The following is an 18,745-nucleotide window of genomic DNA, read 5'->3' as shown; positions in this document are numbered from 1 at the left end:
AATATGCACTGTGCTTTTTTGACCACAACGTACCCTTACCCGCCACTGTTATGTACCGGGCAATAGTACACATTTGCACGGAGGGTTGAAAGAATTAGTGTGATGAAGGTCAATCATGTTCGACGCAGCAAGCCCGAAAAATGGTTGCTAAAAAGGGCTTCAAAAGCGGCGAAAAATCTGAGTTTAATCCTAATTTCCAATACTGCCTTGACACAGATATGCTCCAGGTATTCTAGTTGGCTACCCTTTAACACCTAACTTACTGATAAAGCATGGTAATAGTTTATCTCTTAGTTATTATTGCGCTCATCGCAATTGCTATTTTTTCGTTTTATAAACACCACAGCATAAAGTCATCAAGAACCCTCCCCAGCCGTCCTAAGAAACGACGCTGAAACGTTCTCCCCCACAAGGCACGCACCCTGCGTGCCTTTTTTGTCTTTAAATCAGGTATTGAAACCCAGCGCCCGAATGACCTCTTCCATGGCGTCATGGGTCAAGGCTGAACGTGTGATCTTTTGATTAGCCAGCATTGTCCTGACCACACCAGCAATTACAATGTGCTTAGGCTCTTGTCCAAGATCGCGCATTTCCAGCACCACTTTCCCCACAACCCGGCACATTTCCTTATAAAGCTCATCATCTTTATGCTTCCCCATCACCCCTCCGTTTGTTGTTGTTTTAATAAGAAAACTTTCTTTAAGACAAACTTCTGATAAAGCCATTCCGGCCGCAATGCTTTCACATGTTAGCCTGATTACAACCTTATTGTGAAAGCGCCTCCCTTTCCGGTCATTTGCACAAAGTTAAATTTTTCAATCAATTTGCCTTAAAGTTAACCGCCTGGGCTGCCGATTAATGACACATTCATGGCTTGAGTGAATTAATGACGGTAATGCAAGCGATCAATTATAACGAAATGACGGGGCTCAACCTGACGGCCCGAAAGACAACAGCGTCAACGCTGCAAGAATCTATTGAACGTCTTTCATCAGGCTTAAGGATTAATGGCGCAAAAGACGATGCGGCAGGCCAGGCCATTGCTAACCGGATGCGCTCAAATGCCAGCGCCGATAACGTGGTATCCCGCGGGCTTGATGACGCCATCAGTATGGGGCAGACCGCCGATGGCGCGCTGAATACTATTGGTGAGCTGTTGATCCGCGCCAAAAGCCTCGCTATTCAATCTGGCAACAGCACGCTCACGGACAGCGATCGGCAAAGCATTCAGGACGAATATCAAAGCATTCTTAACAACATTCAGTCGATCTCTGAAAGTACGGAAATTTTTGGTAGCTATCCATTGGCGACGGATTCCCCGGAGCTCCCGCCCGTGCTGATTGGCGATGTTCCACCGCTGAAGGTGAAATTCCCGGTGCAGGGTAGCGATTATTCATTTAGCTCAGGCATTGTTTCACTGGCCTATATCCCCGCGGGTGCGAAAAATATCGCCATCACTATCGATTCACTGGGTCTGGATGATGACATTCAGCTTTTCACCCGTGATGGTAAACATCTGGCGGGAACGCCAATCAATGGCAGCGATCCGGATTACACATGGAGTAGTCGCGGCATCACCGATTCCGCGAAAGCGACCAGCCGGGTATTAACTGGAGCGAACGGATTCGAAAACGGGGCAACCTATGATGATTCACAGCTTATCGAAGGAGGCGCATCCTGGTCACTGAATGGCAGCGCCACGCTCAGTTACAACGGCATGACCATCAGCTACAGCGGTGATGGCGATCGTTACGAGACAGGACCGGCCTATAACGACGGCAGCAATGGCTCTAACCGGCTTGAGCGTTTGCAAATCGATAATGTGACGGAAGATCTGGTGGTGATGGTGGTGGGGAGCGGTTCGTTTACCAGTAACCTGACCTGGGATTCGCTCCCTGAGCCAACCATTACGCCAGCGGAACCGCCCAAACAGAGCCGGCCATGGGAGGTCGTCACAAGCGCTAGTTTCGGTGATGACATCAAATCAATCACCATGGAAACCACGCCGTCGGATTTGAAATCGCTGGGATTAACCAGTACCGACCTGCTGACGATGCAGGCGGCGAACGGTGCCATGGGTAAGCTCGATACAGCGCTGGATACAGTGAGCAGCTATCGGGCGCAGTACGGCGCGTATATCAATCGCTTCGAGTCGAATAAGTCGGTACTGGCGCAGCAAAATGTCGCCACCCAGGCGGCAAAAAGCCGCATTGAAGATGCAGATTATGCCCTGGAAACGAGCAAACTGGCAAAAGCACAAATATTACAGCAGAGTCAGGATGCGGTACTGAAAGTGGCTAACCAGTCGGCTGAAAATATTCTTTCACTGCTGCGCGGTTAACGTTTGTAAATCAGGGAATAACAACGCGGACAATATTAAGCGCACGTTTCGTCAATAAAGAATAAGATTTGTATTATTCGCTTTACACAAGTTTTTATACAAAAACCGGTACGACATGATCCGGTTTTGAAATGAACAACTTAACAGCAACTAGATTAATCCCACTCACCGGCAACCAGTGTATGCGCGTCGAACGCAGCGTCATTCGAACCCTGAGAATGAGCAACTGTGACCATGTTGGAACCGGCTTCAATATTCGTGATGTTAGCGTTTGACTGGCTGGCAGAAGTTGCAGGCTGTGCAGCGAATGCGCCAAATGAAAGTGCAGAAAGCACCACGGCGGCTGCGGCTGTTTTGATTGTTTTCATCATATTGTTCTCTTACTTGAATTAATCATTGACTGGCCGGGCGAGATGTTTTTGCCCATAAATTCAGTGTAGATCTGGATCACACTTTTGCCCAGTCAATTTATTTATCCATTCGTGTCAAATAAACTGAATGTGTTACGCATTAATTAATTATGAAGAAATTAAGGAGAGGATTGTTTACTTAAATAAAACTGAATAGTCGTCGAGGGAAAATAGCACGAATTCACAAATAAAAAAGCGGGCCGATATTTCCGGCCCGGCAAATTACATTTTATAACCTAACGTTACCGAGGTACGGCGATCGGTATGCTCTGGCGCGGTTGACGGCGGCTCAGAGTTCCAGGTGACGTTATAAGCGACCTTAAGTGCGAAATGCGCATTAATAGCAACGTTCAGTGCGGTTTCAGAGTTGACGGTAGTATCATCCGCGCCAAATACAGAAACGCCCTGGGTGAATTTCGTATTATCAGTCACTTGCCATGCATACGTACCTGAAGCGTAGCCCAGCGCGGTGGTTTCCGTGTCGCCATTCGTGTACTTGTCGTAACGTACACCCGGACCGAATTCAAAGCGCAGGCTGTGAACCGGGCCATTCAGGAACTGGCGACCATAACCGGCGGTCAGGATGTCGCGATCGCGGTAACCATTGTAACGGTCGGTCAACCAGCTCGCCTGGCCAAACAGATAATCGTAGTCGGTCATGTTATAACGGCTACGGCCACCTACAGCGTATTTCTCAGACGAACGTTCATCGTTCGACGAGGTATTACTGGCGTTGCCCCACAAGGACCAGGCGGTGTTGTCGCCGTACCAGGTTAAAGTGGAATCGGCAGTCAAAGAAGAGCTCTTTGTGTTGCCGGACTGACCGAGATAGCCGCCGTTCACACTGCCTTCAAACGGTTGTTTCGCGGTGGAAGGGTCATCCATGACAGTAAAAACGGTATCATCTGCGGCGGCATTCATCGACGCAAGCACGCCCGCAGCCATTACCAGCACGGGTACTGTCTTCAAAAGCTTCATTTTTTTAGAGTCCGTACAGCAAAAAAAGAGACCAACACGGTCCCGGAAACTTTCATTAGGATCAACGACCAACGGTCCAAAGAAAGGTAACAAATTATAAAAAGGCCGCTTAAACAGATCAATGAAATCTTATTTGATTTTTTGAATAAGAGAGATCTCAAAAATGAGAAAACGGTTATTAATCACCGAGGCCGATTAAACCTATATTATTTTGAAAATCATACTGTTATTTCCTTTCCCTGGCGCCTAATCGGTGCCAGGCTTACTGCAAGCTGAGTAAAAGGAGGTCATCATGGTATCTGTTTATACACTGACGCTCGCGCCCTCACTCGATAGCGCGACATTGACACCGCAAATTTATCCTGAAGGTAAACTCCGCTGCACCTCACCGGTTTTTGAACCGGGCGGTGGCGGCATTAACGTAGCCCGCGCCATTGCGCACCTCGGCGGGAAAGCCACCGCCATTTTCCCGGCTGGCGGCGCAACCGGGGAACATCTCACGTCACTACTGGCCGATGAAAATGTCCCCACCGTCAGCGTACAAACCGCCGACTGGACCCGGCAAAATCTGCATGTTCATGTCGAATCCAGCGGGGAACAATACCGTTTCGTCATGCCTGGCGCCGCCCTAAGCGAAGATGAGTTTCGCCAACTGGAAGAAAAAGTCCTTACTATTGAAAGCGGCGCCATTCTGGTTATCAGCGGGAGCCTCCCGCCGGGCATTCAGGTCGAAAAGCTGACGCAATTGATTACCGCCGCACAAAAACAAGGCATTCGCTGCATTGTCGATAGCTCCGGCGAAGCGCTCAGCGCTGCACTCGCCATTGGCAATATCGAACTGGTCAAACCCAATCAGAAGGAGTTAAGCGCGCTGGTTGGCCGGGATTTAACCCAGCCGGATGACGTGCGCCTGGCGGCACAAGAACTTATCCGCAGCGGAAAAGTGTTACGCGTAGTGGTTTCTCTTGGTCCCCAGGGGGCACTCGCCGTTGATGCGCAAAACTGTGTGCAGGTCGTGCCACCGCCGATGAAAAGCCAAAGCACCGTCGGTGCGGGTGACAGCATGGTCGGCGCAATGACGCTTAAGCTTGCGCAGAATGCGCCACTTGATGATATGGTGCGTTTTGGCGTCGCCGCCGGGAGTGCCGCCACCATCAATCAGGGCACGCGTTTATGCGCGCTGGAAGATACGCAGAAAATTTATGATTACCTGCGCAAAGTGTGAAGGCGCTGGCTTTTTCAGTGAGACGGGGGGAAGACAAAGACCGGATAGTGGTCGACAAATGCCCCTCGCCGACTATGCTGAAAAAACTTGTGATAACAATGAGGTGAAATATGGGCAGCGATGGCATCACACGCTACGTAGTCACGGTCAAATTTCACGATCAGACCCTGACCGATCTCAATGAGCTGAATAACCACTTTACACGCGCGGGCTTTCTCATCACCATGACGGACGATGAGGGCAAAGTACACGATCTTGGCACCAATACTTTCGGGTTTATCAGTGCGCTGAGCGAACAAGAGGTGCACGCGTTGGCGGATGGTTTAGCAGAAAGCGCAGTCCATCAGAAAACTGACATTACGGTCAGTACCTGGGAAGCCTGGCAGCAGGAAGCGCATTAAGTGCCATCCCGCGCCGTCCGTGTGTCTGGTGTGCGTTGAGTCGAGTATTTTCACAGCTTTAGTGCGCTAACCTTATGATCTGGCTGATTACATGGGAGAGACATCATGTGGCAAGCGATAAGTGGTCTGTTACGCGAACAACTGGGCGATGGCGAAATTGAACAGCGCGACGAGTTACCGGGCGGTGAAATTCATGCTGCATGGTATTTACGCTATGCCGGTCACGATCTCTTCGTGAAGTGCGATGAACGCGCCCTGTTACCCATATTTACCGCCGAAGCCGATCAACTGGCGCTGCTGGCGCGCAGTAACACGGTGCGGGTGCCAAAAGTCTGGGCGGTAGGCAGCGATCGGGACTACTGTTTCCTGGTGATGGAATATCTCCCTGCCCGTCCGCTGGACGCACACAGCGCGTTCCTGTTAGGCCACCAACTTGCTCGCCTGCATCAGTGGAGCGACCAGCCGCAGTTCGGTCTTGATTTCGATAACGACCTCTCCACCACCCCGCAGCCCAATGCCTGGCAACGTCGTTGGTCGACATTTTTTGCTGAACAGCGTATTGGCTGGCAGCTTGAACTGGCGGCCGAGAAAGGGCTGGAGTTCGGCAATATCGATGCGATTGTCGAGCACGTTCAGCAGCGCCTGAGCGCCCATCAGCCACAACCTTCTTTATTACATGGCGATTTATGGTCGGCTAACTGCGCGCTGGGGCCGGACGGGCCTTACATCTACGATCCAGCCTGTTATTGGGGCGATCGGGAGTGCGACCTGGCGATGCTGCCACTGCACCCGGATCAGCCACCGCAGATTTACGATGGCTACCAATCTATCTCGCCACTCCCCGCCGATTTTCTGGAGCGTCAGCCGCTTTATCAGCTCTACACTCTGTTCAACCGGGCCATTCTCTTTGGTGGCGAGCATTTGTTGAATGCGCAAAAAGCGCTGGATCGGGTGTTGGCCGCATAAGCAAGTACGCAGGCCCGATAAGCAACGCGCCATCGGGCAATTTCTTCCTCACAAAAAACCAAGCAGCTTAAAAAAGAAGTATCCCGCCACGATGACAATCACCGGCAGAACATAGAGCGGGAAGATTTGCAGGAAAATGGTGTGATGCGGCACGACAATACGCGCTTCGATCTGCTCGCGGGTTAACCCTTCATCGCCTTTGGCTTTTTCGAGGATCATCTGATTTTCTACACCTTCACGCAGAAAGCGCGCCTGGCGGCTCATGCGCGCGCCGGAAGCCTGCAATGCCAGCCCAACAAAGATCAGCGCGAAGATAATCCAGAACAGGATGTTCAGGCTCTGGTGGAAATTAGGGGTCGGCGAGTTGTACCAGAAAAGATTCAGAAAAGGCGTATTAAAACGCATCATTTCAATCATCACATGGGCGAAATCAAGCATCACGGCATTGATACCGGGCTGTTTATCGCTGTGATCGTACATAAACTTGAGCACAGAAATAATGGTCGAAATGACAGCCGGAATAAAAATCCCCCAACCGAGAACGCGTTTCAGCACGGCGATGCGTCCAGCTTGTTGATACGTCATGGATTCCCCTTTTTGGTGACGCACTGTTTGTGCCTTAGTCTACCTGCTGATAATCATTTTCGCCTGATTTTTAAAGGCGCTATGATAGACGCTTTGCCATAATCTGCATTTTCACCCTGCAAAATTCCGTCAACCAGAGAGGTACTATGTCTGCCCAGCGCCAAATTCTTGCTGCAATTTTTGATATGGATGGCTTGCTTATCGATTCAGAACCGCTTTGGGATCGCGCCGAGCTGGAGGTAGTGTCAAGTCTCGGGGTAGACATCACCCGGCGCAACGAACTGCCCGACACGCTCGGCTTGCGCATCGATATGGTTGTTGAGCTGTGGTACGCGCAGCAACCGTGGAATGGCCCGTCTCGCCAGGAAGTGACCGACCGTATTATTGAGCGTGCCATCTCGTTGGTTGAAGCAGAGCGCCCGTTATTGCCCGGCGTGCGTGAGGCCATTGCGTTGTGTAAAGCGAATGGCTTGCTGGTTGGCCTGGCGTCGGCGTCGCCGCTACACATGCTGGAAAAAGTGTTGACGATGTTCGAACTGCGCGACAGTTTCGATGCACTGGCTTCGGCAGAGAAATTGCCGTACAGCAAGCCGCATCCGCAGGTGTATCTTGATTGCGCGGCGAAGCTGGGTGTCGATCCGTTAACCTGCGTGGCGCTGGAAGATTCTGTCAATGGCATGATTGCCAGTAAAGCCGCGCGCATGCGCTCGATTGTCGTCCCCGATGAAGAGCATCGCGCCGATCCGCGTTATGTACTGGCGAATGTCAAACTCGACAGCTTACAACAGCTTACGCTCGCCCATCTGCGGGGCTAACACACGACGGAGCAGCGTTCTGCTGCTCCTGCCCCATAACTAATTGAAACATCATTTCATTTATTTGTGTTTTTATCGCCCGCCTTCTATTCTGATCCTCAGGCGCTGACGCCCCGTCACGACAACACTTCATTACGCCGGAGTAAATATGATACTGGATGCTTTTAAGCTTACGGGCAAAGTGGCCATAGTAACCGGATGCGATACCGGCCTCGGCCAGGGAATGACGATAGGGCTGGCGGAAGCAGGCTGCGATATTGTCGGTGTTAACCGTAAAATTCCGCACGAAACCGCCCAACGCGTTGAGGCGCTCGGTCGCCGCTTTCACGCCATTCAGGCCGATCTACGCCACCAGCAAGGGCTTGCGGATATTGTCAGCGAGGCGGTCGAAAAGATGGGTCACATCGATATTCTGGTTAACAACGCAGGCACCATTCGCCGCTGCGATGCGCTGGACTTTAGCGAGAAAGACTGGGACGACGTGATGGATCTGAACCTGAAATCTCTCTTCTTTCTCTCGCAGGCCGTTGCCAGGCAATTCATCGCGCAGGGCCGCGGCGGCAAAATCATCAATATTGCCTCTATGCTCTCGTATCAGGGCGGCATCCGTGTGCCATCGTACACCGCCTCAAAAAGCGGCGTGATGGGGCTAACCCGCCTGCTGGCCAATGAATGGGCGGCGCACAATATTAACGTCAATGCCATTGCGCCGGGTTATATGGCAACCAACAACACCCAGCAATTGCGCGAAGACGCAGAGCGCAGCCAGGAAATCCTCGATCGCATTCCTGCCGGGCGCTGGGGCGACCCCGCAGATTTACAAGGCGCGGTCGTTTTTCTGGCCTCGAAAGCGTCGGACTATATCAACGGTTACACAGTTGCGGTGGATGGCGGCTGGCTGGCGCGTTAATTTGACAAGATTGTGACAAAGAGTTACACCGTCACCTCTTCCGCCTACTGTACAAACATCCTATACTGTATGCATCGACAGTTTAGCGAGTTTGATCATGACGGCGGAAGGACACCTGCTTTTCTCCATTGCCTGCGCGGTGTTTACCAAGAATGCAGAATTGACGCCCGTCCTGGCTCAGGGCGACTGGTGGCATATCGTGCCTTCCGCCATTCTCACCTGTCTGCTGCCGGATATCGATCACCCGAAATCCTTTCTCGGGCAACGCCTCAAGTGGATATCAAAACCCGTGGCGCGCGCGTTCGGCCATCGCGGGTTCACTCATAGCCTGATGGCGGTGTTTCTGGCGCTCACGCTGTTCTATTTAAAAGTCCCGGCAAGCTGGATTATCCCCGCTGATGCTCTGCAAGGCATGGTGGTGGGATACCTGAGCCATATTGTCGCCGATATGCTCACCCCTGCCGGTGTACCGTTGCTCTGGCCCTGTCGCTGGCGGTTTCGTCTGCCGCTGCTGGTCCCGCAAAAAGGTAATCAACTGGAGCGCGTATTATGCATGGCGCTTTTTACCTATGCCGTGTGGATGCCGCAAACGTTGCCCGAAAATGGTGCAGTCCGCTGGTCATCTGAAATGATAAATACGCTACAAAATCAGTTCGATCGCTTTATTCATCATCAATCTGAACGTTAATTCGCCTGATTTTCCCAAATCGGAATAACCCATTCCATTTGGATATAAAGCCCCTCCGGCACTTCTGCTAACCTTGCGCCCCAGGATCGACCGGGCAGGTCGAGCGCATAATGATATCAGGAGAACGGGGATGAATTTTCCACTAATCGCGAACGTTGTCGTGTTCGTGGCACTGCTGTTTTTGCTGGCGCAGGCGCGCCACAAGCAGTGGAGTCTGGCAAAAAAAGTACTGGTCGGTTTAGGTCTGGGCGTCGTATTTGGCCTTGCGCTTCAGGCTATTTACGGTGCCGATAATCCGGTACTGAAAGAATCTATTCAGTGGTTCAACGTGGTCGGTAACGGCTATGTGCAGTTGCTGCAAATGATCGTCATGCCGCTGGTTTTCGCCTCCATTCTGAGTGCCGTTGCGCGTCTGCATAACGCTTCGCAACTGGGTAAAATCAGTTTCTTAACCATCGGGACGTTACTTTTCACCACGCTGATTGCCGCGCTGGTCGGGGTGCTTGTCACCAATCTGTTTGGCCTGAGCGCCGAAGGTCTGGTGCAGGGCACGGCAGAAACCGCGCGTCTTAATGCCATTCAGAGCAATTATGTCGGTAAAGTCGCCGGCTTAACCGTACCGCAACTGCTGTTGTCGTTTGTACCGAAAAACCCGTTTGCCGATCTCACCGGCGCGAACCCGACGTCAATTATCAGCATTGTTATCTTTGCTGCTTTCCTCGGTGTCGCGGCGCTCAAGCTGCTGAAGGACGACGCGGCGAAAGGCCAGCGTGTATTAACGGCAATCGACACTTTGCAAAGCTGGGTGATGAAGCTGGTACGTCTGGTCATGCAACTGACGCCGTATGGCGTACTGGCGTTGATGACCAAAGTGGTTGCGGGTTCGAACATCCAGGACATCATCAAACTGGGTAGCTTCGTTATCGCCTCTTACCTCGGCCTCGGCATTATGTTCGTGGTGCACGGCTTGCTGCTGGGCGTGAACGGCGTAAGCCCGCTGAAATTCTTCCGCAAAGTCTGGCCAGTGCTGACCTTTGCCTTTACCAGCCGCTCCAGCGCGGCGTCCATTCCGCTGAATGTGGAAGCACAAACCCGCCGCCTGGGCGTACCGGAATCGATCGCCAGCTTCTCGGCGTCCTTCGGGGCGACTATCGGGCAAAACGGCTGTGCAGGGCTTTACCCGGCGATGCTGGCGGTGATGGTTGCGCCAACCGTTGGCATAAACCCGCTGGATCCGATGTGGATTGCAACACTGGTGGGTATTGTCACCGTGAGTTCTGCGGGCGTTGCCGGTGTGGGCGGCGGTGCCACATTCGCCGCGCTGATCGTGCTGCCTGCGCTGGGTCTGCCGGTCACCCTGGTCGCGTTGCTGATCTCCGTTGAACCGCTGATCGATATGGGTCGTACCGCACTTAACGTGAGCGGCTCAATGACCGCCGGGACGCTGACCAGCCAGTGGCTGAAGCAGACCGATAAAGCCGTGATGGACAGCGAAGAGAACGCCGAACTGGCCCACCGCTAAGTACGTCTTTGAAATGCGAAACGCCTGCAATGCAGGCGTTTTTTTATTCTTCGTCTATTTCGCCTTCCTGGCGAATCTGCGTGGCCCAGCGCTGAGCCGCTTCCGGCACGCCGAACGCGGGCGAGCGGCGAAAATGTTCGCCCATCAACACAAACGCCACATATTTTCCACGTAACAACCAGACATCACGAAAGCCGTCCACTTTCGCGGCATGATCGGGCGGTGCCGGTTCGACACGCGGGACATAGCTAACAACGACACGGTTTTGTTGACGCAAAGGTTTCATAAGCGATGCATTCACTAAAGGCAAATTCCAGAAACAGGAAAGACCTATCATAGCCGATTGTTGCCCTGCGCGTCGCGCCCGGCGTGACTTTCTCTTATTCCCTGGCGATTTTTCTTCCCCCTGCGCGCACGGGCGAGGCCGGGACATTGTTCTATAGTTAGGAGGGTTAATGTAACAACCTCATTTTTAGTAATGAAAACAGGAGACGAGTTCAATGTCGCACAACGAGAAAGATACTCATAATCCACGTTCCCCGGTTCACGATGCCAGTGAATCACGTCCAGGGCTGGATTCCCTGGCCCCTGAAGATAACTCTCACCGCCCTTCCCCCGAACCGACCGCGCCCGGCGAGCAGCCAACGGCACCGGGGAGCCTGAAAGCGCCGGATACCGCGAATGAAAAGCTGAACGCCCTTGATACTTTCCGAAAAGGCAGCGAAAACTTCCCGCTGACCACGAACCAGGGTGTGCGTATCAGTGATGATCAAAACTCCCTGCGGGCGGGTACGCGCGGTCCGACGCTGCTGGAAGATTTTATCCTGCGGGAAAAGATCACGCACTTCGACCATGAGCGCATTCCGGAACGTATCGTCCATGCGCGTGGTTCGGCAGCGCATGGCTATTTCCAGCCCTACCGCAGCCTGAAAGAGATAACCAAAGCCGATTTCCTCTCCGATCCGGATAAAATCACCCCGGTTTTCGTGCGCTTCTCCACCGTCCAGGGTGGCGCAGGCTCGGCGGATACCGTGCGCGATATTCGCGGTTTCGCCACCAAGTTCTATACCGAAGAGGGCATTTTTGATCTTGTCGGTAACAACACTCCGGTCTTTTTCATTCAGGATGCGCATAAATTCCCGGATTTTGTCCACGCGGTGAAACCCGAGCCGCACTGGGCCATTCCTCAAGGCCAGAGCGCGCACGACACCTTCTGGGATTATGTTTCTCTGCAACCTGAAACCCTGCACAACGTAACGTGGGCAATGTCCGATCGCGGTATTCCACGCAGCTATCGCACCATGGAAGGGTTTGGTATTCACACCTTCCGGCTGATTAATGCCGAAGGCAAAGCGACGTTTGTGCGTTTCCACTGGAAACCGCTGGCGGGCAAAGCGTCGCTGGTGTGGGATGAATCGCAGAAACTGACCGGGCGCGATCCGGATTTCCACCGCCGTGACTTATGGGAAGCCATTGAAGCCGGTGATTACCCGGAATATGAACTGGGCCTGCAACTGATCCCGGAAGAGGATGAGTTCAAATTTGATTTTGACCTGCTTGATCCCACCAAACTGATCCCCGAAGCACTGGTCCCGGTGCAGCGCGTGGGCAAAATGGTGCTTAACCGCAACCCGGATAACTTCTTTGCCGAAAATGAACAGGCGGCGTTTCACCCAGGCCATATCGTTCCGGGGCTGGATTTCACCAACGATCCGCTCTTGCAGGGGCGACTGTTCTCCTACACCGATACGCAAATCAGCCGTCTCGGCGGGCCTAACTTCCATGAAATCCCGATAAACCGCCCGACCTGCCCGTATCACAATTTCCAGCGTGACGGCATGCACCGGATGGATATCGACACCAATCCGGCGAACTACGAGCCAAACTCCATCAATGATAACTGGCCACGCGAAACGCCTCCCGGCCCGAAACGCGGCGGGTTTGAAACTTATCAGGAGCGCGTAGAGGGCCACAAAGTGCGCGAGCGCAGCCCCTCTTTTGGCGAGTATTATGCGCATCCGCGCCTCTTCTGGCTGAGCCAGACGCCGTTTGAGCAACGCCATATTATCGATGCGTTTAGTTTCGAGCTGAGTAAAGTCGCCCGGCCCTATATTCGCGAGCGCGTGGTCGATCAACTGGCGCATATTGATGTCAACCTGGCGCAGGCAGTGGCGGACAATCTCGGTATCACCCTGAGCGAAGATCAGCTCAATATTACGCCGCCAGCTAACGTCAACGGCGTGGAGAAAGATCCCTCTCTCAGCCTGTATGCGATCCCCGATGGTGAAGTGAAAGGCCGTGTCGTGGCCGTGCTGCTGCATGATAATGTCCGCGCGCAGGATGTGCTAACGCTGCTGCAAGGGTTAAAAGCCAAAGGCGTGCATGCCAAACTGCTTTACTCGCGCATGGGCGAAGTGATCGCCGATGATGGCTCCAGATTGCCGGTTGCCGCAACGTTTGCGGGTTCGCCGTCATTGACCGTCGATGGCGTTTTCGTTCCTGGCGGGGATGTCAGCACACTGCTGCAAAATGGCGATGCGAAGTATTACTTGCTGGAAGCCTATAAGCATCTGAAAACTATCGCGCTGGCGGGCGATGCGCGGCAGTTTAAAAACGTGCTGCATGTGGATGCACAAGGTGAAGAAGGCATTATTGAAGGCGATACCGCGTCGAGCGCGCTGGTGGATAATTTTATCGATCAGCTTGCCGCTCACCGCGTCTGGTCACGGATCAGCAAAATCGATAACGTACCGGCCTGATTGAGCGCCAGGCAATAAAAAACCGGCCTTTTGGCCGGTTTTTGTCTGCTCAGGCTTAAAAAAAGAAAATTACTGCTTAGCTTGCGGGTCGGTGTCGTATTCGGCACAAGTCTGGTAGCCGGAGTTCATCACGTGACCGGTCTCATCCAGCGCCACGAAATAGGTTTCGGTTTTACCGTTACGTTGACCCAGAATATAAGTCTGGCAAGTACCACGTGCGTGGATCATGGTGACTTCAGAAGAAGGACGGCCTGCGATCTGCGTAACCTGTTCGCGGCTCATCCCTTTTTTCACGTCTTTTACAACCGGTTGGCTAACTTGATCTTTGGCGCGATCGTAAGCAGTACAACCTGCCAGCATTGTCATCACTGCCGCAGCGCCCAGAATTCCTGCAATATTCTTATTCATATTCCATCCTCTTTTAGTATCAGCTTCTGTATCAGCGTGTTATCTAAGCCTGGAATATAAAATTGCTTTTTTCAACTATCGACGGGCGATGGTCTATCTTTCGGAAAAATCTAATAAAAGTGCGTAAAGCCACCAAAACGGCGCAAATTGCGACACTCCAGACTGTGATCCTTGTCGTTTTACCGCGAAGGGGTTAGCTTTATCCCATATCTATTTGCAACCTGCACAGCAGGATTCAACAACGGAGGGGTAAATGGCTCTGCAACAAGAGATTATTCAGGCGCTGGGCGTCAAGCCTGCAATCAATGCCGAAGAGGAAGTTCGCCGTAGTGTGGATTTCCTGAAAACCTACCTAAAAACCTATCCCTTTATCAAATCCCTGATACTGGGTATCAGCGGCGGTCAGGATTCAACGCTGGCCGGTAAAATTTCCCAGCTAGCCATTAACGAACTGCGAGAAGAAACCGGCGACAGCGCTTACCAGTTTATCGCCGTACGCCTGCCTTACGGCGCACAGGCGGATGAGCAGGATTGCCAGGACGCCATCAACTTTATTAAGCCGGATCGCGTGCTGACGGTGAATATCAAAGCGTCAGTGCTGGCGAGCGAACAGGCGCTGCGCGAAGCCGGTATTGAGCTGAGCGATTTTGTGCGCGGCAACGAGAAAGCGCGCGAGCGAATGAAAGCCCAATACAGCATCGCCGGAATGAGCAAAGGTGTTGTCGTCGGTACAGACCACGCTGCCGAAGCAGTAACCGGGTTCTTCACCAAGTATGGCGATGGTGGCACCGACATTAACCCCCTGTTTCGTCTGAATAAGCGCCAGGGAAAACAACTGCTTGAGTATCTCGGCTGCCCGGAACACCTCTACAAAAAAGCGCCAACGGCAGATCTGGAAGATGACCGTCCGTCGCTGCCGGATGAAGCCGCGCTGGGCGTGACCTATGAAAATATTGATGATTATCTGGAAGGCAAAACTCTGGATGCGGCTACCGCTCATATTATTGAGGGCTGGTATCTGAAAACCGAGCATAAACGCCGCCCGCCGATCACGGTATTTGACGATTTCTGGAAACAGCAATAAAACACTTCGTCTTATCGGGCCTACAACGTGTACGTAAGCCCGATAAGCGAAGCGCCATCAGGCAATTTAAGTTCCCGCCTTGCTTAATGTTTCCAAATGTCTCTTTTTTAACCTGACTTGCCCTGCTACACTGTACAAGCAAACAGTATCAGGAGTCCGTTGTGGTCAGGCGTCAATCCGCCCCGCGTCTTGAATTTGAAGCGGCGGCAATTTATGAATACCCCGAACATTTACGCCAGTGGCTTGAGGCAATGCCTAAACAGCCCGGCGTCTATATTTTCCATGGCGAAAGCGAAGCGATGCCGCTCTATATCGGCAAAAGCGTCAATATCCGCAGCCGCGTGATGTCGCATTTTCGCACCCCCGATGAAGCGGCCATGCTGCGTCAATCCCGGCGCGTTAGCTGGATCTGCACTGCGGGCGAAATCGGTGCGCTGCTGCTGGAAGCGAGGCTTATCAAAGAACAACAGCCGCTGTTTAATAAGCGCCTGCGCCGTAACCGTCAGCTCTGCTCCCTGCGTTTTGATGGCAGCAAACCCCAGGTGGTCTACGCGCGCGAAGTGGATTTTTCCTCCTCGCCCGATCTCTATGGCCTGTTCGCCAACCGACGTGCGGCGTTGCAGGCGCTGCAATCCATCGCCGATGACGAAAAGCTCTGCTATGGATTGCTGGGCCTTGAGCCCTTAAGTCGGGGTCGCGCCTGTTTTCGCTCCGCGCTCAAGCGCTGCGCCGGCGCGTGCTGTGGTAAAGAGACGGTTGAGGCGCACCATAGCCGTTTTCTTGTCGCGATGGCGCGTATGCAACTGATATGCTGGCCGTGGCCTGGCCCGATCGCACTGAAAGAGAGTACAACAGAGATAACGCAATACCATATCATCCATAACTGGTTCTGGCTGGGATCGGTCAACACACCGGGCGAAGCAGCGGCACTGCTGCGCACACCCGCCGGTTTCGATCACGATGGTTACAAAATCCTCTGCAAACCACTGCTTGCTGGCAACCATGAGATCATTGAGCTGGGTTAGTGCCCTGCCAGCCAGGTTAACTCGCTGAATAATAACTGCCCTTCGGATCGCAACAGCCGCAGGGTATGTCTCCCCTCCTGCCAGAACGCCCCCTGATCTGCCGTCAACAGTTTATCGCCCAGTTGCCAGGCACCGCTAAGGACAAAAACCACCCCGCCGCGCGTACCAAAGGTGGTGAAGGTGCGATCGGCAATACGCACGCTCGCCCGACAGCGATCGCGGCGGGTCATGATATTGAAATCCATCGACATGCGGCCCTCAGAAAGCTCAGCTTTGACCGCCTGCTCACCCGCAAAGGCAAAAGGCTGGTAGCGTTTCAGGGTATGGCAAAACGCGTTTCCGCCAACCAGCGTCACTTCACCGCCTTCTATCAGCGTTATCACGCGATCCACACCGGGAAATTGCGGAAACTCACCGTTACTGGCTAAAGAAGCGATGCTTGCCCGCCAGTTAAAATCACGGGTCGCAGGCGGAAAACAACAAATCTCGCGGGTTTCGCCCGCGCCATTACGCCAGAGATTTACCGGCATCTTACGAATATCAAAGAATTCCATCATCACTCCTGAATGGCGCAGCGTATCGCCTGCGCCGCTGCTTCTGGGGGCAGCGTGCATACTTGCTATTGTGTAGTTTGCCATGCCGGATTATCGGCAGCCGGGCAGATTTGCCTCAGGCTACGACGTAACCAGACAGGTAAAAAAGCATAAATTTCAGATAAGTAACATGACCGTGAACAACGGGCTGAACGAGAATACCGCGCCGGTAGCGGCTGGCAAGAGGGCATGAAAGAAAAAACCGCCGGTTCTGCCCATCACTTACAGCGTGCGATGGGCAAAGCCGGCGGTCTTAAGGGGGTTACCGAATTATTCAGCCGGTGCAGGAGGCATTTTACCTTCTGCGGCCGGACGTTCTGTCAGACGCTTCTCAAAATTGGCGTTGAACTGTTTTTTCTGTTCCGGGGTCAGGATGTTATAAATCTTGTTCTGGGTTTCCAGATGTTTCAACATACCCGCTTTACGCTGTTCATCCATTTTGGTGATTTGCGCTTCAGCTTTGGCACGGTCGAAGCTGTCACTGGCAACCAGGTCGTGCATCGCACGCATATCCTCAACCGGCGGGCGTTTCATCTCTTCACGCTGGCTTTTCATAATGTCGCGGATTTGCTGTCTTTGCGCATCGGTCAGGTTCAGACCTTTGAACATCATGTCATGCGGCCCTTTACCTTTATGGTGCATCATCGGTTTGCCATCGGCAGGCGCGGCAGTGGTATCGGCAGCGTGCGCCAGGTTTGCAGCGCCGAAAGCCAGGGTAGAGGCAACAAACAGAGCAGTCAATTTACGCATAATTTTATTCCTTACTTCGGTTTTACTTACGGCGGTTGCCGTGTTGACGCTATGCACTTTACGGTGTTTATCGTCAATTAATCAGAGCGAGGGTAAAACAATGAAAGTGTAAATAGCGTTTTTACGTCAAATATGAAGGAAATAAGGATAAAACGTGGAGAGTCGAAAATTAAATAATCAATACGCTGATAAATAAGGAATTGTGGAGAATCATAAAGCAGGCACGCTAATAAATAAACCCATTCAACAAGATAATTCTGTAATTTATTTCAGCCGCCGATAAAAAATAAGCCCCGCGATCGCAGGGCTACGATTTAATTTATTTTTTCGAGCATTAATCCCGCACGTAAGCCAATGGCGACATTAGGATTTGGGAACAAAACATACTCTTCAGGGCGCTGAACGACATAATGTTCACCCCGGTCTTCCGCCAGCAACGTACCCGCCTTGAACGGGGTGAAATTAAGCGTGTCTGCCGACATGTTGAGTTTGAACGCTTCGCTGTGGCGGGTCAGCTGCTGCACCACCTGGTAGCGCAACGGGGTATTTTCGCTATCCGGCGCGGGCTCACCGGCAAGCAACGCCGCCAGCGCCCAGGCTGTTCGCTGGAACTGGCTTAAATCATTCGCGCCAAATGGCAGCGCTTTACCAAGCTCCAGCGTGCAGGCCAGGGCGCCGAACGCTTCGCAACTGTAATGGGTAAACGTCCCGCCAGGCGCCTGATGAAACACCAGCGCTTCCAGACCGGCTGCGCCCAGCCACGCGAGGAACACTTCATCCCACGGCTCGGCGCGTTGCGGCAATACGCCGAAGCGAACATGATGCGAACCCCGAATGGCGGTATGCAAATCAAGATGCCAGCGCACTTCGCCACCTTGCGAAAAAAAGTGCGTTACCGCCCGTTCAAGCTGGGCGGCGCGAATGGTTTCATCACTGGGCGGCAGTTGCTGCCAGCGCCCGCCAAACATGCGGTTAAGATCGTTTTTCAGATAGCGTTTACCCTGCGCCAGTGCCTGCGGATTACCGAGGATAACCAGCAGCCGCCAGGTCAGCGGCTGGCTGCCGGAAAAGAGGTTTTGTAGCAGCATATCGAGCATTTCAACCGGCGCAGTTTCATTGCCGTGAATAGCGCATGAGATGACCAGCGAGCGCCCGGTGGGTTGCGGCGGTACCAGTTCGAGGATCCCTTGCTCATGCCACAACCAGTGAATACCGCCCACTTCGCCTGACATTTTACGCGGGATGTCACCCGCAATCGTTGCAGCAAGAAAGTTATCCATACATC

20 protein-coding genes are annotated in these 18,745 nt (G+C 52.8%); 11 read left to right on the top strand and 9 right to left on the bottom strand.

Annotated elements, in window-relative coordinates; genetic code table 11:
• Nucleotides 1-446 precede the first annotated feature (446 nt).
• On the bottom strand, nucleotides 447-659 hold the full coding sequence (fumD, locus tag Q5705_00835; protein WLI79086.1) for a fumarate hydratase FumD: 213 nt from the start codon (nucleotides 657-659) through the stop codon (nucleotides 447-449).
• 236 nt (nucleotides 660-895) lie between these two features.
• On the opposite strand from fumD, the gene Q5705_00830 reads away from it, so the two are divergent.
• A complete protein-coding gene (locus Q5705_00830) occupies nucleotides 896-2,341 on the top strand; it encodes a flagellin (GenBank protein ID WLI79085.1) in 1,446 nt (481 codons plus the stop codon).
• A gap of 155 nt (nucleotides 2,342-2,496) precedes the next feature.
• Here the strand turns inward: Q5705_00830 and Q5705_00825 are convergent, their stop codons facing one another.
• On the bottom strand, nucleotides 2,497-2,709 hold the full coding sequence (locus Q5705_00825) for a hypothetical protein (protein WLI79084.1): 213 nt from the start codon (nucleotides 2,707-2,709) through the stop codon (nucleotides 2,497-2,499).
• A gap of 264 nt (nucleotides 2,710-2,973) precedes the next feature.
• The gene (locus tag Q5705_00820; GenBank protein WLI77143.1) at nucleotides 2,974-3,729 is read right to left on the bottom strand and encodes a YdiY family protein; all 756 of its coding nucleotides are present in this window, start codon (nucleotides 3,727-3,729) and stop codon (nucleotides 2,974-2,976) included.
• 292 nt (nucleotides 3,730-4,021) lie between these two features.
• Between Q5705_00820 and pfkB the strand changes: the two genes are divergently transcribed.
• The 3 genes from pfkB (at nucleotide 4,022) to Q5705_00805 (ending at nucleotide 6,321) form a co-directional block, all read left to right on the top strand.
• Nucleotides 4,022-4,954, top strand: coding sequence for a 6-phosphofructokinase II (gene pfkB, locus Q5705_00815; GenBank protein ID WLI77142.1), 933 nt, complete (start codon nucleotides 4,022-4,024; stop codon nucleotides 4,952-4,954).
• Between the two features lie 110 nt (nucleotides 4,955-5,064).
• Nucleotides 5,065-5,355, top strand: coding sequence for a type V toxin-antitoxin system endoribonuclease antitoxin GhoS (gene ghoS / locus Q5705_00810; GenBank protein ID WLI77141.1), 291 nt, complete (start codon nucleotides 5,065-5,067; stop codon nucleotides 5,353-5,355).
• Between the two features lie 105 nt (nucleotides 5,356-5,460).
• Complete coding sequence (locus Q5705_00805) at nucleotides 5,461-6,321, top strand: fructosamine kinase family protein (protein ID WLI77140.1); 861 nt, start codon at nucleotides 5,461-5,463, stop codon at nucleotides 6,319-6,321.
• Between the two features lie 48 nt (nucleotides 6,322-6,369).
• Here Q5705_00805 and Q5705_00800 read toward each other — a convergent pair whose 3' ends face one another.
• Nucleotides 6,370-6,906 (bottom strand): YniB family protein, encoded by a 537-nt coding sequence (locus Q5705_00800; GenBank protein ID WLI77139.1) that lies wholly within the window; start codon nucleotides 6,904-6,906, stop codon nucleotides 6,370-6,372.
• 146 nt (nucleotides 6,907-7,052) lie between these two features.
• Here Q5705_00800 and hxpB point away from each other — a divergent pair, with 146 nt between their 5' ends.
• The 4 genes from hxpB (at nucleotide 7,053) to Q5705_00780 (ending at nucleotide 10,841) form a co-directional block, all read left to right on the top strand.
• Entirely contained in the window at nucleotides 7,053-7,721 is a 669-nt protein-coding gene (hxpB, locus tag Q5705_00795; GenBank protein WLI77138.1) for a hexitol phosphatase HxpB, read from the top strand.
• 148 nt (nucleotides 7,722-7,869) lie between these two features.
• On the top strand, nucleotides 7,870-8,631 hold the full coding sequence (gene kduD / locus Q5705_00790) for a 2-dehydro-3-deoxy-D-gluconate 5-dehydrogenase KduD (protein ID WLI77137.1): 762 nt from the start codon (nucleotides 7,870-7,872) through the stop codon (nucleotides 8,629-8,631).
• A 97-nt stretch (nucleotides 8,632-8,728) separates the two neighbouring features.
• Nucleotides 8,729-9,319: a metal-dependent hydrolase gene (locus Q5705_00785; GenBank protein WLI77136.1), complete on the top strand. Its 591-nt coding sequence runs from the start codon at nucleotides 8,729-8,731 to the stop codon at nucleotides 9,317-9,319.
• A gap of 130 nt (nucleotides 9,320-9,449) precedes the next feature.
• On the top strand, nucleotides 9,450-10,841 hold the full coding sequence (locus Q5705_00780; protein ID WLI77135.1) for an L-cystine transporter: 1,392 nt from the start codon (nucleotides 9,450-9,452) through the stop codon (nucleotides 10,839-10,841).
• 43 nt (nucleotides 10,842-10,884) lie between these two features.
• Here Q5705_00780 and cedA read toward each other — a convergent pair whose 3' ends face one another.
• Nucleotides 10,885-11,178, bottom strand: coding sequence for a cell division activator CedA (gene cedA, locus Q5705_00775; protein ID WLI77134.1), 294 nt, complete (start codon nucleotides 11,176-11,178; stop codon nucleotides 10,885-10,887).
• 163 nt (nucleotides 11,179-11,341) lie between these two features.
• Between cedA and katE the strand changes: the two genes are divergently transcribed.
• A complete protein-coding gene (gene katE / locus Q5705_00770) occupies nucleotides 11,342-13,600 on the top strand; it encodes a catalase HPII (protein ID WLI77133.1) in 2,259 nt (752 codons plus the stop codon).
• A 69-nt stretch (nucleotides 13,601-13,669) separates the two neighbouring features.
• On the opposite strand, the gene osmE is transcribed toward katE, so the two are convergent.
• Nucleotides 13,670-14,008: an osmotically-inducible lipoprotein OsmE gene (osmE, locus tag Q5705_00765; protein WLI77132.1), complete on the bottom strand. Its 339-nt coding sequence runs from the start codon at nucleotides 14,006-14,008 to the stop codon at nucleotides 13,670-13,672.
• Between the two features lie 253 nt (nucleotides 14,009-14,261).
• Here osmE and nadE point away from each other — a divergent pair, with 253 nt between their 5' ends.
• On the top strand, nucleotides 14,262-15,092 hold the full coding sequence (gene nadE, locus Q5705_00760) for an ammonia-dependent NAD(+) synthetase (protein ID WLI77131.1): 831 nt from the start codon (nucleotides 14,262-14,264) through the stop codon (nucleotides 15,090-15,092).
• A gap of 161 nt (nucleotides 15,093-15,253) precedes the next feature.
• Nucleotides 15,254-16,117 carry an excinuclease Cho gene (gene cho / locus Q5705_00755; protein ID WLI77130.1) on the top strand — a complete coding sequence of 288 codons (864 nt, stop codon included), beginning with the start codon at nucleotides 15,254-15,256 and terminating at the stop codon, nucleotides 16,115-16,117.
• Here cho and ves read toward each other — a convergent pair.
• The 3 genes from ves to astE all read right to left on the bottom strand — a co-directional run bounded on the left by ves (nucleotide 16,114) and on the right by astE (nucleotide 18,740).
• Complete coding sequence (gene ves, locus Q5705_00750) at nucleotides 16,114-16,671, bottom strand: environmental stress-induced protein Ves (protein ID WLI77129.1); 558 nt, start codon at nucleotides 16,669-16,671, stop codon at nucleotides 16,114-16,116. The genes cho and ves overlap by 4 nt on opposite strands.
• A 309-nt stretch (nucleotides 16,672-16,980) precedes the next feature.
• On the bottom strand, nucleotides 16,981-17,460 hold the full coding sequence (spy, locus tag Q5705_00745) for an ATP-independent periplasmic protein-refolding chaperone Spy (GenBank protein ID WLI77128.1): 480 nt from the start codon (nucleotides 17,458-17,460) through the stop codon (nucleotides 16,981-16,983).
• Between the two features lie 314 nt (nucleotides 17,461-17,774).
• Complete coding sequence (astE, locus tag Q5705_00740; protein ID WLI77127.1) at nucleotides 17,775-18,740, bottom strand: succinylglutamate desuccinylase; 966 nt, start codon at nucleotides 18,738-18,740, stop codon at nucleotides 17,775-17,777.
• Nucleotides 18,741-18,745: the final 5 nt, after the last annotated feature.

This window comes from Kosakonia sp. H02, assembly GCA_030704225.1.
In the GTDB taxonomy this organism is placed as follows: domain Bacteria; phylum Pseudomonadota; class Gammaproteobacteria; order Enterobacterales; family Enterobacteriaceae; genus Kosakonia.
Note: the sequence above shows the minus strand (reverse complement) of the source record. Positions and strands in the feature narration are given on the sequence as shown.